Annotated in this window: 13 protein-coding genes, 1 tRNA gene and 1 pseudogene; 6 read left to right on the forward strand and 9 right to left on the reverse strand. The window is 64.3% G+C overall.

The genetic code is table 11. The features are described 5' to 3' along the window. Window positions 1–26: 26 nt before the first annotated feature. Window positions 27–100, forward strand: a tRNA-Ala gene (locus tag MUN81_RS17905). 92 nt (window positions 101–192) lie between these two features. Here the strand turns inward: MUN81_RS17905 and cysK are convergent. Beyond that, window positions 193–1115 (reverse strand): annotated as a pseudogene (cysK, locus tag MUN81_RS22840) (cysteine synthase A). A 76-nt stretch (window positions 1116–1191) separates the two neighbouring features. Beyond that, the gene (locus MUN81_RS17915; RefSeq protein ID WP_245112936.1) at window positions 1192–2031 is read right to left on the reverse strand and encodes a serine O-acetyltransferase; all 840 of its coding nucleotides are present in this window, start codon (window positions 2029–2031) and stop codon (window positions 1192–1194) included. Between the two features lie 164 nt (window positions 2032–2195). Between MUN81_RS17915 and MUN81_RS17920 the strand changes: the two genes are divergently transcribed. Together MUN81_RS17920 and MUN81_RS17925 are read left to right on the forward strand one after the other, a co-directional pair. Beyond that, window positions 2196–2537 (forward strand): cupin domain-containing protein, encoded by a 342-nt coding sequence (locus MUN81_RS17920; protein WP_190923034.1) that lies wholly within the window; start codon window positions 2196–2198, stop codon window positions 2535–2537. A 109-nt stretch (window positions 2538–2646) separates the two neighbouring features. Continuing rightward, window positions 2647–3627 (forward strand): aldo/keto reductase, encoded by a 981-nt coding sequence (locus MUN81_RS17925; RefSeq protein WP_245112938.1) that lies wholly within the window; start codon window positions 2647–2649, stop codon window positions 3625–3627. 22 nt (window positions 3628–3649) lie between these two features. Here the strand turns inward: MUN81_RS17925 and MUN81_RS17930 are convergent, their stop codons facing one another. From MUN81_RS17930 to MUN81_RS17960, 7 genes are all read right to left on the reverse strand, one after another. Continuing rightward, complete coding sequence (locus MUN81_RS17930; protein ID WP_245112939.1) at window positions 3650–6868, reverse strand: PAS domain S-box protein; 3219 nt, start codon at window positions 6866–6868, stop codon at window positions 3650–3652. A gap of 124 nt (window positions 6869–6992) precedes the next feature. Next, window positions 6993–7808, reverse strand: a complete 816-nt coding sequence (locus tag MUN81_RS17935) for a mechanosensitive ion channel family protein (protein ID WP_245112941.1) — start codon at window positions 7806–7808, stop codon at window positions 6993–6995. A 40-nt stretch (window positions 7809–7848) separates the two neighbouring features. After that, the gene (locus MUN81_RS17940; RefSeq protein ID WP_245112943.1) at window positions 7849–8574 is read right to left on the reverse strand and encodes a hypothetical protein; all 726 of its coding nucleotides are present in this window, start codon (window positions 8572–8574) and stop codon (window positions 7849–7851) included. Between the two features lie 87 nt (window positions 8575–8661). Then, window positions 8662–10701 (reverse strand): peptidylprolyl isomerase, encoded by a 2040-nt coding sequence (locus MUN81_RS17945; RefSeq protein ID WP_245112944.1) that lies wholly within the window; start codon window positions 10699–10701, stop codon window positions 8662–8664. Window positions 10702–10886: 185 nt separating this feature from the next. Beyond that, window positions 10887–11996, reverse strand: a complete 1110-nt coding sequence (locus tag MUN81_RS17950; RefSeq protein ID WP_245112946.1) for a glycosyltransferase family protein — start codon at window positions 11994–11996, stop codon at window positions 10887–10889. 162 nt (window positions 11997–12158) lie between these two features. Next, on the reverse strand, window positions 12159–13730 hold the full coding sequence (locus MUN81_RS17955; protein WP_245112948.1) for a T9SS type A sorting domain-containing protein: 1572 nt from the start codon (window positions 13728–13730) through the stop codon (window positions 12159–12161). Window positions 13731–13867: 137 nt separating this feature from the next. Continuing rightward, a complete protein-coding gene (locus MUN81_RS17960; protein WP_245112950.1) occupies window positions 13868–14362 on the reverse strand; it encodes a redoxin domain-containing protein in 495 nt (164 codons plus the stop codon). Window positions 14363–14483: 121 nt separating this feature from the next. On the opposite strand from MUN81_RS17960, the gene MUN81_RS17965 reads away from it, so the two are divergent. From MUN81_RS17965 to MUN81_RS17975, 3 genes are all read left to right on the forward strand, one after another. After that, entirely contained in the window at window positions 14484–15422 is a 939-nt protein-coding gene (locus MUN81_RS17965; protein ID WP_245112952.1) for a hypothetical protein, read from the forward strand. A gap of 150 nt (window positions 15423–15572) precedes the next feature. Then, window positions 15573–16049: a nucleoside deaminase gene (locus MUN81_RS17970; protein ID WP_245112953.1), complete on the forward strand. Its 477-nt coding sequence runs from the start codon at window positions 15573–15575 to the stop codon at window positions 16047–16049. A 153-nt stretch (window positions 16050–16202) separates the two neighbouring features. Further along, window positions 16203–17744, forward strand: coding sequence for an FAD binding domain-containing protein (locus MUN81_RS17975; RefSeq protein ID WP_245112955.1), 1542 nt, complete (start codon window positions 16203–16205; stop codon window positions 17742–17744). Window positions 17745–17776 lie beyond the last annotated feature (32 nt).

Here is a 17776-nt window from a genome sequence, read left to right on the forward strand (position 1 = left end):
TAGGCACCGCGGTAACAACCAATTCTGGGGGATTAGCTCAGCTGGCTAGAGCGCTTGCATGGCATGCAAGAGGTCATCGGTTCGACTCCGATATTCTCCACAGAAGTGAATAAAAAAGCCCGACCAGGAAACTGGCCGGGCTTTTTGTTGATGCATAGTACCCCGAAGCAGAACTCCGGGGCACTCTCTTTTTTATACAAACAGGCCTTCCACCGACAGGTACCGCTCGCCGGTGTCGTAGCAGAAGGTGAGCACGCGGCTGCCCTCGGGCATGTCGGGCAGCTTCTTGGCAATGGCCGCCAGCGACGCCCCCGACGACACGCCCACGAACAAGCCTTCCTCGCGGGCGGCACGGCGCGTCATCTCATAGGCTTCCTGTTGCCCCACCTGTATGGCCCCGTCGAGCACGTTCACGTGCAGGTTGTCGGGGATAAAGCCGGCACCGATGCCCTGAATGGGGTGCGGCCCCGGGGCGCCCCCGCTGATGACGGGCGAGGCCTCCGGCTCCACGGCAAAGGTTTTCATGCTGGGGAAATGGGGCTTGAGCACTTCGGTCACGGCCGAGATGTGGCCGCCGGTGCCCACGCCTGTGATATGAAAGTCAAAGCCCTCGGGGCATCGCGCAGAATTTCCTGGGCCGTGGTTTCGGCGTGAATTTTGGGGTTGGCGGGGTTGGAGAATTGCATGGGCAGCCAGGCGCCCGGCGTGTTGGCCACAATTTCCTGGGCTTTTTCGATGGCGCCCTTCATGCCTTTTTCGCGGGGCGTGAGCTCCAGGTTGGCGCCGTAGGCGGCCATGAGGCGGCGCCGCTCGATGCTCATGCTCTCGGGCATGACGAGGGTAAGCTTGTAGCCTTTCACGGCGGCCACCAGGGCCAGACCCACGCCGGTGTTGCCGGAAGTGGGCTCCACAATCAGGCTGTCTTTGGTAAGCAGGCCGTCGCGCTCGGCCTGCTCAATCATGCTCAGGGCAATGCGGTCCTTAATGGAGCCGCCGGGATTGGCCCGCTCCAGCTTCACCCACACCTCCACGTCGGGGCGAACCTGGGCAAACAGACGGTTGAGACGCACCAGCGGCGTGTTGCCAATGGTGTCGAGAATGGTATTGGCTTTCATGTGAGAGAACTTAGGGCTTAGAGTGTTGGGTAAATGCCTCGGCCATCCTGAACAGAGCAACGGATGGCCGATAAAATCAAATGGAGAAAACCAACTCCGCGGCGGGGTCCACGGAGCGCGAAATGTTGATGTGGGCGCGGTGGTACACGCGCGAGTGCGAGGGTACGCTTTCGGTCAGCCACACGTTGCCGCCGATGACGCTGTGCGCGCCCACTACCGTGCTGCCGCCCAAGATGGTAGCCCCGGCATAAATCACCACATGGTCTTCGATGGTGGGGTGGCGCTTTTGGCCCTGCAGGCCCTTGGTCACGCTCATAGCGCCCAGGGTCACGCCCTGGTATATCTGCACGTTGGCCCCAATGACGGCCGTTTCGCCAATGACGAGGCCCGTGCCGTGGTCGATGCAGAACGCCGGGCCGATGTGCGCGCCGGGGTGGATGTCGACGCCCGTGCGCTGGTGGGCGTGCTCGCTGAGCAGGCGGGGCAGGCGCGGCAGCCCGCGCTGGTGCAGGGCGTGGGCAATGCGGTAGAGCGCCGTGGCGTAGAAGCCAGGATAGGAACCAATGATTTCGGCCAGGCCCTGGGCGGCGGGGTCGCTGGCCAGAATGGCGCTGGCGTCGCGCAGCAAGGCTGCGCGCAAGGCCGGCAGCTGGGCCGTAAACTCATCGGCCAGGGCGGCGGCCGGGGCCGGCAGGTTGGGCACCTTGGCCAGCAGCACGGCCAGCTCGGAGCGGAAATGGTAGAGCTCGGCGGCCACTACGTCGGCGTTGGGCAGGGGGCGTTCGGCGCGCTGCGGGAAAAGCAGGGCCAGCAGGCCGTCGGCCAGGGCGCAGAAGGCGGCGCCGGGCAGGGCGTCGGGCACGGAAGCGTGGGCCATGGCCAGCTCGGCGGCAAAAGAATCGGGAAGCACGGACACAGAAAAAGGAAGGTGAGAACCGGGGGGATTAACCGCGCGGCCCAACGAAGGTTTGTGGCAGACCGCAGCAACGGCGCGGGGGCTTCGGCCGTTAGCACACGGGCAGCGGCCCCGAGGGGCCGCCGGCCAAAAGATACCTCCTCCCTTTCTTAATCCAACACCTTATGGCTGATACCACCATCATCAAAGTCGATTCCAAGCACTCGCCCAAAGGCGCTGATGGCGAAAAATACCTCGCCTCGGGCAAGCAAGTGGCCATGCGCATGTGGGAAAACGAGCAGCCCGGCGAGCCCAAAGCCTCGGCCTCGCGCCCCTACGAAACCGTGGGCTACGTACTCAGCGGCCGCGCCGAATTTCACCTGGCTGGCCAAATGGTGCTGCTCGAACCCGGCAACTCCTGGGTAGTGCCCAAAGACGCCGAGCACACCTACAAGATTCTGGAAGCCTTCACGGCCGTGGAAGCGACCTCGCCCCCGGCGCAGGTGCACGGCCGCGAAGAGAAGTAGAAATTTGCATGCGAAAGCACGTTGTGTCGCGGCGGCGTCCGGCACAATGTGCTTTTAACATGGCCGTCTTGCCAATACCCGAACGCCCTCCCCTACCCTATTGACTACCATGCAAACACGCGAACTCGGCCGCACCGGCCAGCAGGTTTCGGCCCTGGGCCTGGGCTGCATGTCGATGGCATCTGACTACGCTTATGGCCCCAGCGACGAGCGCGAGGCCGTGGCCACGCTGCACCGCGCGCTGGAGCTGGGCGTTACGTTCTGGGACACAGCCGACGTGTACGGCTTCGGCGCTAATGAAGAGTTGCTGGGCAAGGTGCTGGCCACCCGGCGCCCGGAAGTGTTTCTGGCCACCAAGTTTGGCTTCGTGGCCGATGGCGCGGGCGGCGCCAAAGTCGACGTGCGCCCCGAGCGCATAGCCGCCGCCTGCGACGCCAGCCTCCGGCGCCTGGGCGTCGACACTATCGACCTGTATTATGCCCACCGCATCGACCCGGCGGTGCCCGTGGAGGACATGGTGGGGGCCATGGCCGCGCTGGTGCAGGCCGGAAAAGTGCGGTTTCTGGGCTTGTCGGAGGCCTCGGCGGCGTCGCTGCGGCGGGCGGTGGCCACGCACCCCGTTGCGGCGCTGCAGTCGGAATATTCCATTTTTACCCGCGATGTGGAAGCGGAAATCCTGCCCACCTGCCGCGAGCTGGGCATTGGCCTGGTGCCGTTTTCGCCGTTGGGCCGCGGCCTGCTCACCGACCCCGGCCCGCAACTAGCCGAGAAGGACATGCGCCGCGCCCTGCCCCGCTTCGGCGCGGAAGTGGGCGACGCCAACGCGCCGCTGGTGGCGGGCCTACGCCAGCTGGCGGCCGAAAAAAGCATCAGCACGGCGCAGCTGGCGTTGGCCTGGCTGCTGGCGCAGGATGAGCACATCGTGCCCATTCCGGGCACCAAGCAGCGCAAGTATCTGGAAGACAATGCCGCGGCTGCTTCCGTCACGCTTTCGCCAGACGAGCAGCAGCGGCTGGCAGCCCTGCTGGCGGCGCACCCGGTGGTAGGTGCCCGCTACGGAGAAGGCGCCCTGCGGCTGGTGAACAATTAGCGCAGCCGGCGAACCCGCACCATCAGGCGCCGCCACGCGCGGCCCGAGGGTCTTCGGGCTCGCTGCTCGTCGCAAAGGGCCCGGACACCCAGTCGTATACCATTTTCACCAGCTCGGCCTCCTGAAAGGGTTTGGTGAGGTAGTCGCTCATGCCGGCGGCCAGGCATTTGCTGCGTTCGCCCTGGATGGCATTGGCCGTGAGGGCGATGATAGGCGTATGCAGACCCAACTCCTGCCGAATAATGGCCGTGGCCTCGTAGCCGTTCATGACGGGCATCTGCACGTCCATGAGTATGAGGTCGAAGGGCTGCTGGCGGGCCAGGTCCACGGCCACCTGGCCGTTGCTGGCCTCGGTCACGTCCAGCTCGGCATTGGTGAGGAAAATACCGGCCAGCATCCGGTTAAAGGCGTTGTCTTCGACCAGCAGCACGCGCTTGCCGCGCAGGTCCTGGGGCGGGCCCACCGCGTCGGCGGCCGGCTTGCTGGGCACGTCGTGCTCGTTGCCCACGGGCAGGCGCAGCGTGAAACGGCTCACGGTGCCGTGGTCTTTCCGGCTGTCGATGCGCAGCTCGCCGCCCAGCAGCTCCACCAGCTTTTGGCTGATGCCCAGTCCCAGGCCGGTGCCCCCAAACCGGCGCGATACCGACGAGTCCTCCTGGCTGAAGTCGTTGAACACCTGGGCCAGGTAGTCTGCGTCGATGCCGATGCCCGTGTCCTGCACCGTAAACTCAACCACGGCTTCGCCCGCGGCCGTGGTTTCGAGCAGGGCGCACGATACGTGCACGGCCCCGCGCTCGGTAAATTTCACGGAGTTGCCGGCCAGGTTGAGCAGCACCTGGGTGATGCGGTAGGGGTCGCCGAGCAGCACGTCGGGCATGGCAGGGTCGCAGCTGGTCACGAAGCTCAGGCCTTTTTCTTCGGCCTTGTATTGCAGCGTTTTCTCTACCTGCGCGCACACGCGGCACACGCTGAAGCCGATGTGCTCGACCGCCATGCGCCCGGCCTCGATTTTGGACAGGTCCAGAATGTCGTTGATGATGACCAGCAGGTTTTCGGCCGAGGCCGTGATGGCGTGCAGGTAGCTGGCCTGCGGGGCGTTGAGGGTGGTTTTGGCCAGCAGCTGGCTCATGCCCAGGATGGCATTCATGGGCGTGCGGATTTCGTGGCTCATGTTGGCCAGGAAATCCTGCTTGGCCCGCGAGCTGATTTCGGCCGCCGCTTTGGCCTCACGCAGGCTGGCCTCGAGCTGCTTCTGCGGCGTCACGTCGAGGTAGATGCCGATGGAGCCCACCAGCCGCTGGTCGTCGTCGTAGAGCGGGGCGCCGCTCACCAGCAGCCATTTCAGTTCGCCGCTCTTGGTGGTCACGGCGATTTCGTAGGAGTCGGCAATGCCGCGCTGGCGCACTTCGAGCTTGCTTTCCACCAGCTCCAGGTCGTCGCCGGTGAGGAGCAGCGGCGAGAGCTTGCGGCCCTCCAGCTCGTCGGTGCAGAAGCCGGTCATCTCGCAAAAGCTCTGGTTGGCGTAGAGCAGGTGGTCGTCCAAGTCGGCCTCCACCAAGCCCAGCGACATGTTCTCGATGATGCCGCGGTACTTTTCTTCGCGGCGCTTGAGGTCGGCCTCGGCACGGGTGCGGGTCGTGATGTCCTCAAATTTCCAGAGGTGGCCGATGTAGCGGTTCTGGTCGAAAATGGGCGCGAAGTCGCGCTGCAGGATGCGGCCGTCGCGCAGGGCCAGCACGTCGCCCACCGCGGGCTTGCGGCGCAGCAGCAGGGCCGTGATGCGGGCCACGTAGCGGTTGGGGTGCTGCTGGGCGCCCCGCAACCCCTCGGCCAGCAAGACTCCCTCCTGCCCCACCAGCTGCTCCGGCGTGAGGGGCACGTCGAGCAGGCGGCAGAGGGCTTCGTTGGTGAACACGATGCGGCGCTGCTCGTCTTCGAGCACCACGCCCTCGGGAAAGTTGGCGATGACGGTGGTCAGGCGACGGTTGGAGGCGTCGAGGGCTTCGCGGGCCTGCTTCAGCTCCGTGATGTCGGTGTGCATGCCCGTGAACATGAGCGGTTTTCCATCGGGGGCGCGCGTCGTGACCAGGCCGCGGCTCAGCACCCATTTGTAGCGGCCGTCTTTGCAGCGCATCCGCAGCTCGGCGCTCATCAGGGGCGAGTCGCCGCGCAAGTGGGTGGCGATGCTGCGCAGCACGTCTTCCAGGTCGGCGGGGTGCACAAGCGAGTGCCAGCTGCTGTAGTGGTTGGGCAAGTCGGCTTCGCCGTAGCCCAGCATGGCGCGGTAGTCGGCCGAAAAAAAGACAGCGCCCGTGCGCAGGTCGTGTTCCCAGTAGCCGTCGCCGAAGCCTTCCACGGCCAGGCGCCAGCGCAGGTCGCTTTCGCGCAGGGCGGTCTGGGCCTGTTTCAGGGCCGTGATGTCCTGCAAAATGCCGCTGTACGTGATGCCGTTTGCATCGCGCCCGGTGGCTACTGAGCTGCCCCGGAACCAGCGCAGCGGCTGCCCCGGCGCCACCACGCGCCCCTCAAAAAACCACGGCGTGCCGTCGCGGTTGGCCCGCCGAATGGAGACCAGCAGCGCCTCTAGGTCTTCGGGGTGCACGTAGTGCAGCACCCGGCCCACGTCGTGGATGGGCACGCCAAACAGCTCGTGCAGCTTGGGGCTCACGTAGCGAAAATGGCCCGCGCCACGGGCCTCCTCGCGCCACTCATACAGCACGCCGGGCACGTTTTCGGCCAGTGCCCGAAAACGCACCTCGCTCTCGGCCAGGCTGGACTGCGCATTTTTCCACTCCGTGATGTCTTCGAGCAGGCCGGCCATCACCACCTCGCCCCGCTCGTTGCGCAGGGGCTGCGCCCGCACCCGAATCCAGCGGTCGGGGAAGCCGGGGTTGCGCACTTCGTATTGAAACTGCACCTGCTGCGAAAGGCCGTCCTCAATGTATTTCAGCGCTTGCGCATCTGTGAGGCCGGGCCGCAGAAAAGTACGCGGGTGCAGCCCCAGCACTTCGTGCGGCGACAGGCCGCAAAGGGCCGTGAAGCCCTTGTTTACCCACGTTACCAAGCCGTTGGTATCGGTGAGCACCACGGCCGTGTAGAGCTCCTGCATCAGCAGCAATTGCTCCTGGCTGGGCTGGCCCGGGGGCGGGCCGGGGGCCGGCTGCTGGGCCATCGCCGCGCGCAGAATGGCGTTTTCGGCTTGCTGCTGCGCCAGGGCGTGTTCTAGCTCCACTCGGGTCATGGGCCTATAGCTTTGCTCGTAACCGAATTATGGGCGTGGGTGGTGGGTGCCGACCGGCGCTACCCTGGCTGTGTAGTACTGCGCAGGGCCCCACAAAGTTGTGCTTACGCACCCGCGGCGCGGGTTAGTCGGGCAGTGTGCGCACGTAGCTGTGCTGCACTGGCACCGGGCTGCTAACGCCCTGCTGGGCCAGGGCCCGCTGAATCTGCTCGATGAGGCGGCCCTGGGCGCCGCCGTTGTGCCCGGCGGCGGTGTAGGCCCGAAACGCCACCGTCATGCCGCCGGGCTTGAGGGCCGTGACCACCACCTGCGGCGCGGGCGTGGCCAGCACCTGTTCGTCGGCCTGCATCAGCGGAATGGCCCAGCCGCGCAGGTCGTCGAGGTTGGTGGCATTGTCGACTTCGGCCACAATTTCCACCATGGCCTTATTCTGGGCCGTTTTGTTGATGATGACGTTGTTGGACGTGGCGCCGTTGGGCAGGATGATGGTGTCGCCCTGCCCCGTGACGAGGATGGTGTTGAAAATCTGGATTTCGCGCACCTCGCCCGATTTGCCCTGCGACTCGATGGTGTCGCCCACCACGTAGGGCTTGAAAATGAGGATGAGCACCCCGCCCGCGAAGTTGGCCAGCGTGCCCTGCAGGGCCAGGCCCACCGCCAGCCCGGCGGCGCCCAGTATGGCCACAAACGACGTGGTTTCGAAGCCCACCATACCGGCCACCGAAATCAGCAGCAGCACCTTGAGCACAATGTTGACGAGGCTGCGCAGAAATGAGCTCAGCGACACGTCGAGCCGCGTGGTGGCCGTCGCAATCAGCCGCGTGGCCCAGCCAACGAGCCACCAGCCCACCACCAGCGCCACCCCGGCCATGAGCACGCGGGGCAGGTAGAGCCACACCAGGGCCTGGAGCTGCTGAGCGTATGTAGAAACCTGATTCATAGCCAAAAGAAGCGGTAGGGAAAAGGAATAGAAGGCGGTGCTACTCATGCGCCTGATGGGCATCAATTTCGCGAATAATCTTGCGCGTGTGCTGTAGCACGCCGTGGTAGCGGCCGATGATGTCGTGAATAGCCGGGTCCTTATTGAGGTAATTGTACATCATGTCGGCCTGCATCACGGCGAGGAAGTTGTCGCCCGAGCGTTGCAAATGGCTATCTAGGTATTGCAGGATGGTGCGGGCCTTGTAGTCGGAAAACGCGCGCGTTTCGTTCACCAAGCTGGGTATTTTTTCCTGGTAATTGTCGAGGATGTCGTTCAGCAATTCGTCGTTTTCAATAATACCGAGCTTGCCGGCCGATTTCAGCCCCTCGAAACGGGAGGAGTTGGGCAGCAGGCTGGTGGTGTTGAACAGTACCCATTGGTACTTGTGCACGCTGTCCACGTTCAGGGTGCGCGCGTTCAGGTTTCGGAAATACTCGTAGCCATGCAGCACGCGTGCATACGTGAGCGAGTCGTTGCGCAGCTCGGTCAGGTCGCTGGCCAGGTCGGCGCGCAAGCCGGTCAGGAACTTGCGCTCCTCGGCCCGCTCCACCGAGTGCTCGTGCCAGGCGTGCAGCTGAATAGACAGCGTGATGGCAAACACAATGATGCCGATTTCGAGCAGAATTTCGGGCAGCCGGTGGCGCCAGCCTTTTGCTTTGTCGTGGGACTCTTCCATTCCCAGGGCCTTTTTTCCGTGTTTGGTAACGAGGTCTATTTCAATCATGACAATAACGCTTTGGGCCGCTCGCAGCGCCTGCGCCGGGCTTTGCGCCGCTCGTAAAAGTAAAAGCCAATTGACTTGGGCCAGCTGTTACTTCACCGTCACCAACTCCACACCCAGAATCTGGTCGCCGATGTCGAGCTTGTGCACCACGTCCATCCCGCCCACCACTTGGGCAAAAATGGGGTAGCGGCCATCGAGGTGCGGCGTAGGCGTGTGGGTGATGAAGAACTGGCAGCTCTCGGTGTCTTTGCCCGCCGACGCCAGGCCCACGCTGCCCTCCTGGTAGTGCAGGTCGCCAAACTCGGAGCGCAGGTTGTAGGGCGCGCTGCCGTTGCCGTCGCCGCGCGGGTCGCCGCCCTGAGCCACGAAATTGGGCACCACGCGGTGGAAATACAGGTTGTCGTAGAAATGCTGGCCGATGAGCGTCACGAAGCTGGCCACCGCGCCGGGCGCTTCGTTGGGTTTCAGTTCGAGCAGAATAATGCCCTTGTTGGTGCGCAGCCGCACCTGCTGGCCCAGCGGTACGTCCTGCACCACGGCCCAGTCGATGGGGTGCTGGGCGGCCGTGGCAATGGGCGACGGCGTGGGCGTGGCCTTTTTTTCCAGCTTATCCAGGGTCTGCTGCAAGCCCTGCCAGGCCTCAAGCTCGCGCGGTAATTGCAGCTTGGCTTGGGCCGTGCGCAGGGCAGCCAGGTCGGCAGCTTGTGGCTCGGGGTAAAGCTTGGCATCGGCCAGCGCCTCGGCGGCGGTGCCGAGCTGGGCCACGTCGCCGCCAGCCAGGGCCTGACGCATGGCGGCGCCAAAGTCGGCCTGTTTCGCGGCTGGAAAGTCGGCACTACGGCGCATGGCTAGTAGCGCGGAAGTGGCGTAGCCGGCCACCACCGGCGACTGTCCCGGCGCAAACGCCTCGGTGCGCACGAAGTCGAACGCCGCAGGGTCTTCACCCAGCGCCTGCAACAGAAATGCCCCCTCGTACACATTGGGCGCAGCCCGGAAGCGCTTCTCAATGGTTTCTACTAAACTTGGCTTTGCAGCCGGGCTGGCGTGGCGCACGGCCGCCTGCAGCAAGGCCGCGCGCACCCGCGGCGAGGACTGCTTGTTGCCATCGGCCAGCGCGGCCAGGGCGGCGCCCGACTCGCCCTTGGCGTGGGCCAGCAGCCACTCGGCCGCTGTGAGGGCCACGGCGGGCTGGTCACGGTTCAGGGCCGTGAAGACGGCTTTGCGGCTCGCCGGATAGTTTTCTTGGTCGAACGGCAAGGCACGAATGGCGCTCAGCCGCACGCGGTAATCCGCGTCTTTGGTGGCGAGGCGAGTTAGTATGGCGGCCGGACGACTGACGGGGGCAGCGGAACTGACGGGCGCCGTTTCGGCTGGGGCCTGCGTGGGTTTTGCGGTCAGCTTGCCAAGCGTGGTGGCTACCGCGGCGCGTACCGCATAGGCGCGGTCTTTCTGCGCCAGTCGCACCAAGGTGGCTCCAGCCAGTCGGTTCAAATCGGCATCGAGCCCGCGCGTGCGCGAAAGGCCCACCGCCGCCAGTACCCGCGCCCGCATTGGCACCTTGGGCGCATTCAGCACGGCCACCGTGCGCCGAATGCTTTCCGGCGAAACCATGCCCCGCAGGGCGGCGCGGCTCAGGCCATACGCCTGCGCTGTGATGCGGGCGGTGTCGTTTCGGGTTTCTACCCGCCACAGCTCGGGCAGGCTGCGGCGCGTGACAGTGCGGCCCAAGGCTTCGTGCACGTAGCGGCGCACCACCGGGTCGTCCTCTTCCTGCACGCGCACGCGCAGGGGCTCCACGGCGGTGCTGTCGCCGATTTGGCCCAGGGCGTAGGCAGCGGCACGGCGCACGCTGGGGTCGGCGTCGCGCAGCAGCGGCAGCAAGCCGGGCACAGCAGCCGGCGCCTGCACCGAGGCAAACGCCAGCGCGGCCTCGCGGCGGTACGTAGGGTTGGCGTTGCTCAGGAAAGGCAGCAGCGCGGCGGTGTTGCGCTCGTCCTGGGCCGTGCCAATCTGGCGGATGGTGGCGTCGTGGTACTTGTTGGCGAGGCCGGCGCTGGGCCGGGGCGTGCGGGCACAAGCGGCCAGCAACAACAGCAGCGGCCAGCAGCGAAAAGAGCGGTAGGGCATGCGGTAAATGTAGGGCCTGCTTCGGGGAGAAGCAGGTTGCATGAACGAGGTAGAGACGCAATATTTTGCGTCTCGTCGTTGCTGAGGTTGTTTAGCCTGCGCAATCAAATATGGCAGGTGGCGCGGCCTTGGTCGTTCAACGACGAGACGCAAAATATTGCGTCTCTACCCTGTTCTCGTTCCTTCTACTCGCCGCCCCAGGAGGCTTCCTGCGCGGCGGGCTCGGCCGGCAGGTGCCGGCTGCCGATTTCCTTCAACTCCTCGTCGAGGCGCGCAAACAGTACTTCATTGCCTTCCTGCCGGTAGCCGGACAAGGCTTTTTCAAAATCGGCCAGGCCGTAAAGGAAGGCGCGCAGGTTGTCAGCCGTGATGGCCTCGAAATGGCGGCCGTAGCCCATTTTTTCTACTTCGGCCGCGTTCAGCCACTGCTCAAACTGCGCCGGAATGGGAATGGCGCAAATGGGCTTGTGCAGAAACACCGCCTCCGAAATCAGCGAGAAGCCGCCGTTGGTGACCACGGCGCGGGCGCTGGCCAGGTCGGCAATGAAACCGGCCTCCGAGAAGGCGCAGAGCTGCACGTTGCCGTGGCTTTCCTGCTTGTTGAAGCCGTAGACGCGAAACTCCTGGTCGGGCAGCTGCTGCAGCAGGGGCACCAGGTTTTGCTGCGTGGTGGCGGATTGGTACACCAGCACGTGCTGGCCTTTCGAGGACTTGGCCGCCAGAATTTCGGGCCGGATGATGGGCGGCACCAGCGTGGTGCGCTCCTTTTGCAGGGGCAGGTCGAAGAAGGTGGTGACGAAGTAGTGACGGCTGTGCGGCAGCTTGGCCCGCACAATGCTTTTGGCCAGGTTGAAATTGCCGCGCTCGGCCTTGGGCACCGTCACGTTCAGCCTGGCCCGGCTGATAATCTGCATGTTGTCGATGCTGACCACGGGCAGCCGGTGCATCTTGGCAAAGAGGTAGGTGAAAGATTCAAAATCCGACACCACCACCTCGGGCTCGAAATCACAGAGCAGCTCGCGATACTTGGCGAAGTTGATGCGCAGGTCCTCCGGCGCGGTGCGCAGCGTGAGGGCGGCCGTGCGCAGCTTACTCACGGCTAGCCCATTGTAAGCCAAGTGAAAACCCCGGATTTCGTGCACCCGGCCCGGAAAAGCGGCGGCCAGCATGTTGTAGGCGCGGCTACTGCTCACCACGCACACCTGATGGCCTTTAGCCAGCAAATGGCCGATAACGACTTTGCTGCGGGTGGCGTGGCCCAGGCCCTCGCCGGGCACTCCGTATAAGATGTTCATTCGTGGAATGAGGGAATTTGAAGCAGAAATGAAAAGTAAAAGAACGTCATGCGGAGCGAAGTCGAAGCATCTCTACCGCGCAAGTAATTCATTTACTATGGCACGCGAGATGCTTCGACTTCGCTCCGCATGACGTTCTGATTTTTCCACCAGGCGCCTCCCCTACTTCACCACCAGCTTCTCATTCCGCGTCCCTTCGTTCGACTCCAGCTTTACAAAGTAGATGCCGGCGGCCACGCCATCGAGCGGCAAGGGCAGCTGCTGCGGGCCGGCCGGAAATACCTTCTCGCGGGCCAGCGTGCGCACCACGCGGCCAGTGGCATCTACCAGCGCCACGCTCACGGGCCCGGGCTTGGCCAATTGGAAGCTGATGGCCGCCCCGCCGCTGCTGGCGGGGTTCGGAAACACGGCCATTTGCACGGTGCCGGGGGTGGTGGCCACGCCGGGCAGGGTGCTGAGCACGATGCTTTCGTCGCCGGCTTGGTAGGGCAGCAGCTCGAAGTAGGTGAGCAGCATTTCGGCGGTGGTGCTTTCGCCCCAGCTCACCTGCTGAGGCGGGTTGTTGGGGTTGCGCGGGTTATTGGCCGTGTTGTCGTAAGTAGCGTCGGCCATCAGGCGCGAGCCGGCCGGGATGCGCTGCAGGCTGGTGAAGCGGTAGGTGCCCTGCCAGCGGAAGTCCCAGTCGTTGATTTTCACCAGCCGAATGGTGTCGCCGTTGGGCTTCACGGCCCACACCTTCCAGCTTTTGCTGAGCAGGTGGGCGTGCGGCGACACGCTGAGCACCGTGGCATCGACAGGCACCGTGAGCTGGGCGCGGAAGGTCTTGGTCTGGTTGGCCGGAATCACAAACGGCCCGTTGGTGAGCACGGAGGGCGAGATGGCCGGCAGCGTCTGCACAAAGCGCGTAACGGGCTGGCGGGCAAAGAAAATGTTGACCACCGACGAGTCGGTCTGCGTCACGAAGTTGGGGCCGTAGTGAATCTGGAGCAGCAGCGAAGCGCGGCGGTACAGCTTCTTGCCCATGCTCGTGGGATAGAAGCGCGCTTGCATGCCCGGCACCCAAGCCCCAAACACTTCCTCAAGCGGACTGAAGCCGAAGCCCCCGAAGCGGGTGTAGCCGTAGCCGGGGTCGGCCGCATCCAGCGCCTGCGCCTGCTGAGTGGTGTCCATGCCGATGATGACGTGGTGCACAATGCGCTTGTTGCCGGCCCGGAATTCGATGGCGGCAATGTTGCGGTCGGCGGGCAGGTTCACGGGCAGCACGAAAATGCGGTACATGTCCTGGCCGTTGCCCTGGTGGGTGAACTTCTGGCGCATGGGCACCACCAAATCGGGCGTGCCTAGTTGCGAGCCGCTCGGGAACGTGGGCACGGGCGGCGTCTGGGCGGCGTTGCCCTGCGGCATGCCGTTATCCACCCAATCCCGAATCTGCTGAATTTCGGTGGAGCTGAGCGTGTTTTCGTCGAGGTAGTGGCGGTAGTTGGCGTCGGGTTTCCACGGCGGCATGTACTTGGTGCCCGTCACGTACTTAATGGTCTGGGCGTGGCTGGCCACCTCGGCGTAGGTGGTGAGCGGAAACGGCGCCACTTCGCCCGTGCGGTGGCAGGGCGTGCAATGCTGATACACCAGCGGCGCAATGTGCTGGCTGAAGGTGACCTGAGCACCGGTTTGGGCCTGGACGCGGGGAACGGCCAGCAGGGCAAGGAGCAGGCCTAGAGAGAAGAATTGCTTCATGAACTAAGAAAAGACGGTCATGCTAAGCGCAGCCGAAGCATTTCTACCGCAATTGTAATCAGTTACTCCTGCGGTAGAGATGCTTCGGCTGCGCTCAGCATGACGTTCAATAGTAATTAATTAAACCAGTTTCAAATTTACTCAATAAAACAGCCCACCGGCTCGGTGCGCGGCACGGCCACGGGCCGGCCGGCCACCACATCGGCCAGGGCATCGGCCAGCTCGTGGCGACGCGTCACGGGGCGGTGCTGGCCCAGGGCGGCGTAGGCGTCGTTCAGGCGGCCGCGGTAGAGGGCGGTGCGGCCATCAGAGCCCAGCACTACTGCTTCGGGTGTGACGCGGGCCTGCAGTTGCTTGGTGAGCCGGTGGCCGGGGTCGGCCTGCAGCGGGAAAGGCAGCTGGTAGGTCTTGGCGAAGGCGGCCAGGGCGGCCGGCGTGGCATCGGCCGCCGGAAACACGCCCACAAACCGCACGCCCTGCCCCGCGTATTGGGCGTGCAGCTCGCGCAAGGGCAGCGTGGCCGCTTGGCTAATGGGGCAGGTATCGGCCAGAAAAACGTAGACCGTGGCCCGAGGCACCGGCCCCGAAACCAACAACGTTAAATAATTGAGCAGCAAGTACAGCAGCGGCATACGCGAAGATACTACACCCGACGTTGGGCCGGAGCGCTGAAAAGACACCACCGGCCCGCGCCAGGTTCCGGCGTTTTCGGCCTGATTTTCGTTTTTGCCCCGTTCTCCTTATTCTTCCTCTATGAAAATCTCTTTCTCTTTCGCTACTGCCTGGCGCCCGGCCGGCTTGTTTGCTGCTTCGGCCCTGCTGCTGGCTACTTCCTGCACTGCCCCGCGCGCCATTGTGGCCACTGGCAAAGTCACGCCCCAGGGCGAGTTCCGGGTGGGTTATAACCAGGGCTTCAACGTGGCCACGGCCTCCCTCAGCAAGGCGGGCGCTGCTGTGAAGGAAGCCGCCAGCCAGGCCCTCACCCAGCAAAAAGTCGATTACACCGACGCCACCACCCAGCTGCAGGCCGCCGCCCTGGCCTACGTGCTCGACCCGGTGCAGCCCACCGCCGACCTGAACATCCGCTACGGCATCGTGCCGCGCCTCGACGCGGGCTACAAATATGCCTTCGGCTCGCACGTGCTCGATACCCAATACCAGTTTCTGGGCCCCACCGGCACGCCCGAAGACCCCGGCGCCGGGGCCACCACCGGCACCACCTACGGCAGCATCGGCCTGCAGTTTGCCACCCAGCGTGCCAAGCTGCCGGGGCTGTCCTTCCTGTCCGACATCAATTCGCTGCTGAATTTCCGGGCCACGCGCAACGACCTGCTGGTGCCGCTCACGTTCAGCAACTCGTTCGGGCCGGAAGAGGAAATCGGGGCCATCAGCTACGGCCTGGTGTATGCCCACAGCTGGGTGAGCTACGGCTTTGCGCCCACCAAGCTGTTCAACGGCTCGGTGCAGGTGCCCGAGCTCACGCTGCAGAAGCGCGACTTCTCGTCGTTCGGCGGGTTCGTGAACCTGAAACTGGGCTACCGCTACTTCTACGTCATCCCGGCCGTGTCGCTGTTCTACCAGAACTACGGCGACTACGCCCTGCTGAACGGCCAAAGCACTTCCCTGAGCGGCGTGACAGTAGTGCCCTCGCTGGGCTTTCAGCTCCGACTGCCCAACCTGTTCAAGCAGTAAGCTTCGACACCTGAGGGGCTTGCTTGCCTTGCGGGGCTGTGGCAGCCGGTTACGCAACGGGCAGCAAAGAATGTCGCGCGCAGTGGCGTTCTTTGTTGCCCGTTTTTCGGAATCGTTTCCGGAAAATGCTTTTCCACTTCTCTCCGCTCTATGGAAGCTCCCAACCCCGAATTCATGCGCGAAGCCATTCGCCTCTCCATCGAAAAAATGCAAGCCGGTTTTGGCGGCCCTTTTGGTGCCGTAGTGGTAAAAGATGGCCAAATCATTGCCCGCGGCTTCAACCAGGTCACCACCACCCACGACCCCACCTGCCACGCCGAAGTCGACGCCATCCGCAAAGCGTGTAAGGAGCTCGGCACCTTCCAGCTCGACGGCTGCGACCTCTACACCAGCTGCGAGCCCTGCCCGATGTGCCTCGGCGCCATCTACTGGGCCCGCCCGCGCCGGGTGTTCTACGGCAACACTAAGGCCGACGCGGCCGCCATTGGTTTCGACGACCAGTTCATCTACGAAGAGCTGGACCGTCCCATGGAAAACCGGAAACTGCCCATGACGCAGCTGTTGCGCGATGAGGCCCTGGCCGGTTTCCGCGCCTGGACGGAACTGGAAGGCAAAACGGAGTATTAGGAAGTTAGCAGCTTTAAAAGCGTGCAAAAAGGCGGTCATGCTGAGCGCAGTCGAAGCATCTCTACCGCAGCAGTAATCCACTTGATTGAGTTAGTTACGCGGTAGAGATGCTTCGGCTTCGCTCAGCATGACGTTCTTATTGATTTCAAATTCATGATTGAATTCTATCTCAACGACCAGCCCGTTCGCACCAGCGAAGCCCCGGCCAGCGCCCTACTCGATTTCGTGCGCTACCATGAGCAGTTGAAGGGCACCAAAATCGGTTGCCGCGAGGGCGATTGCGGCGCCTGCACCGTGCTCGTGGGCGAGCTGAGCCCCGACGGCCAGACGGTGAACTACCAGAGCATGACCAGCTGCCTCACGCCGCTGGGCAACGCCCACGGCAAGCACATCGTGACGGTGGAGGGCATCAACGCGGCCGGCAGCCAGCTCACGCCCGTGCAGCAGGCCATCGTCGACGAGGGCGGCTCGCAGTGCGGCTTCTGCACGGTGGGCTTCGTGATGTCGCTGACCGGTCACAGCCTGAGCAGCGCGCCCGCCACCGAGCAAAGCACCATCGCAGCCATCGACGGCAACATCTGCCGCTGCACTGGCTACAAGAGCCTGGAGCGCGCCGCCGCCCGCCTCACCGCTGACCTGGCTGCCCGCCCCACTGAAAATGCGCTGGCCTGGCTGAGCGAGAAGCAGTTCGTGCCCGGCTACTTCGCCGACATGCCGGCCAAGCTCGCGAAGCTGCGCCCCGCCGCTACCCAAGCTGCTGAAGCTTCTGCCGCCGCATCTGCTACTGACGCGCCCCACGCAAAAGGTGGCAGCCAGGTGTCGACCTCGCCCAACGGCCACGCCCAAAACCAGAACGACCAGGGCCACGGCACGCCCGCGCCCTTCACGCACCCGCTCGTGGGCGGCGGCACTGATTTGCTGGTGCAGCGCCTCGAAGAGCTGCGCGAGCAGCCGGGCGTGCGCTTGGTGTTCGACCAGCCCGGCCGCCGCGGCATCCGCCGCGAAACCGGCGGGCGCGTGGTGCTGGGCGCCGCCACCACCGCCAGCCAGTTGCTCGAATCGGAGCTGATGCGCGGCCTGCTGCCCAACCTGCCGCAGTACCTGAAGCTGGTGAGCAGCACGCCCATCCGCAACATGGGCACGGTGGCCGGCAACTTCATCAACGGCTCGCCCATCGGCGACCTTACCATCATGTTCCTGGCCCTGGGCGCGTCCGTCACCCTGCTCGACGCGGCCGGCGCCACCCGCGAATTGGCCCTGCCCGACCTGTACCTGGGCTACAAAAAGCTGGCGAAAGCCGCCGACGAGCAGGTAACCGAAATCAGCTTCCCCACTCCCCTGCCCGGCGACTTCTTCCACTTCGAGAAAGTCTCCAAGCGCACCCACCTCGACATTGCCAGCGTGAACTCCGCCGCCTGGCTGCGCATGGAAAACGGCCTGATTTCGGCCGCCCGCGTCTCGGCCGGCGGCGTGGGCCCGGTGCCGCTGTACCTGGCCCGCACCAGCGAGTTCCTGGTGGGCCGCGAGTTGACGGCCGAAACCCTGACCGCCGCCAACGAGGTGATGCAGGCCGAAATCAGCCCGATTTCCGACGTGCGCGGCACCGCCGACTACAAGCGGCTTTTGCTGCGCCAGCTGCTGTGGGCGCACTTCCTGCAGTTTGCGCCGGAGCTGGCGGTGGATGAATTGATTTAACTGCTCGTACTAAGTATTTATCGTTTCCAGAG

Origin of the sequence: Hymenobacter sp. 5317J-9 (genome assembly GCF_022921075.1) — a bacterium.
In the GTDB taxonomy this organism is placed as follows: domain Bacteria; phylum Bacteroidota; class Bacteroidia; order Cytophagales; family Hymenobacteraceae; genus Hymenobacter.